2 protein-coding genes are annotated in these 1795 nt (G+C 64.6%); both read left to right on the top strand.

The annotated features are described in order from the left end of the window. A partial coding sequence (locus I55_RS18450) for a hypothetical protein (protein ID WP_211100315.1) occupies positions 1–907 on the top strand: 907 nt, incomplete at its 5' end. Then, positions 904–1795 (top strand): hypothetical protein (locus tag I55_RS18445; protein WP_044562048.1); only part of this gene is annotated, 892 nt, incomplete at its 3' end. The genes I55_RS18450 and I55_RS18445, both read left to right, overlap by 4 nt.

Raw genomic sequence — 1795 nt, 5'->3', positions numbered from 1 at the left:
CGGCACAGGGAAGGTGACGGTCACGCAGCAGCTGGGAACCGTCGTGGTGACCGCGCCGAAAAGCACCATGGCGCGTGTCGCGGCATATCTTGACGAGGAAAACGAAAGGCTGTCGCGGACCATCCTGTTGACCGTGAATGTCCTGTCGGTCACGGCGACGGACAATAACGACCTAGGCTTGACGTTGTCGCCCACCTTCCGGGGCTCGGACAGCGCCGGGATCGCCTTCAATGGCGGCTCGAACGTCACCAGCTCAACCGTGGGCACCACCACGTTCAGCGTCCTGTCGCCACTGACCAAGGCATCCAGCTTCTGGGGAGATGTCGCCGGTTCCAGCGCCGCCATCCAGTACCAGCTGCGAAAGCAGCACGCCAAGCTGGAGTACACCTACACCCTGACCCTCAGCAATGAACAGGTGGGGCCCCTCCTCGTCACCACCCGGGATGACTACCTGCAGTCGGTCACGGCCAACCCCATCGGCACGACGACCTCGACTTCCTCGACCACCGCATCCCAGCTTGTGCCGGGTACCACGACGAGCGGGTATACCGGCACGGCGATGGCCAGCATCCAGGATGACGGGAACATCCGGCTGTTCCTCATGCTGAGCCAGAAGGACCCCGCCACCTTCACCCAGGAGGGCTCGGGCGGCCAGACGCTGCAGCTGCCTCACCAGAGCCAGGTCGTGATGCAGCACAATTTGCCCTTGCCGGACGGGTCCACCCTCATGACCGCCGGCTTCGACCAGGATCAGTTGTCGACCGACGACAGCGTCACCGGCGGCTTCGGCAAATCCGCTATCAAGCAAAGGCGTCGCTTCATCCTGGCCGTCAAGGTCCAGGAATTTCGTCCACCGACCGTGGCGGACCAAGCCTCCGCGACTGATGGCCCGAGGGGTCTGCGATGAGCGACGGCGCTGTCGAAAGGGCGGCTGAAGCACAGGGCGCCAGCTTGCGACCCCTCACGACCATGAGGGTCGCCAGGTATCAATATGCCTTCGGCCTCAGTTGGTATCTGGCGGGCTCCCCTGTGACCTTGCGCCAGGATGCCCGCAAGACCCTTGGCCTCATGCCCAGCGCCAATGTCCTGGTCACGCGAAAAGTGGAACAGGACAAGAAGGCTCAGTTCGCCCTGGGACGGGGCGACAAGGCGGCCACCAAGGGCGCCATCAGCGCCGCGGACGCCGTTTCCAAGACCATCCTGCAGGCTGAGCATGGGCGCAAGACCGGCATCCTCGCGGTGTTCCCCCTATCCAGGGATCGAGATGGAGGGTCGCCTTCCAACGAGCGCTATTGGTGCTTGCGGGTCATGGACAGCCAGATCACCGATGACGTGGTCCTGGAAGCGCAGGACGTGGAGAAGTGGATCGAAAGCAGAGGGCGGGCCAGCCAGGCTGGCAGTCAGTCGATCTGGGCCGGCTTTCCGACAGGGGCCGGCATCATGGCGCCCAAGTCGTGGACGTCCTCCGTCATTGACACCTGGGCCAAGGGTGCGGGCCTGGAAGCGTATCTCCCTGCCAACGGCGCCAAGCTGGAGACCCTTGGCACGCAGGTCATAACCGGGCGGTCGGCGTTCCTGATCGTCGTGCTGCTCGCCATGGCCGCCATCCAGTTTGGTCCCAAGCTCTTCAGGAAGCCCCCGCCCCCTGTCGCCGCGCCGAAGGTCCAGCCGACGACCCCTTGGCTGGACCGTCCTCCTGCCAGGATGCAGCTCGCCCTCTGCCGCGTGATGTCCGAATTGATGCGGCACGAAATCGGTGGCTGGACCCGCCAGAACCTGACCGCGGCGAAGCGGG

The sequence above is a fragment of the Azospirillum sp. B4 genome (assembly GCF_000333275.1).
GTDB lineage: Bacteria > Pseudomonadota > Alphaproteobacteria > Azospirillales > Azospirillaceae > Nitrospirillum.
Note: the sequence above shows the minus strand (reverse complement) of the source record. Positions and strands in the feature narration are given on the sequence as shown.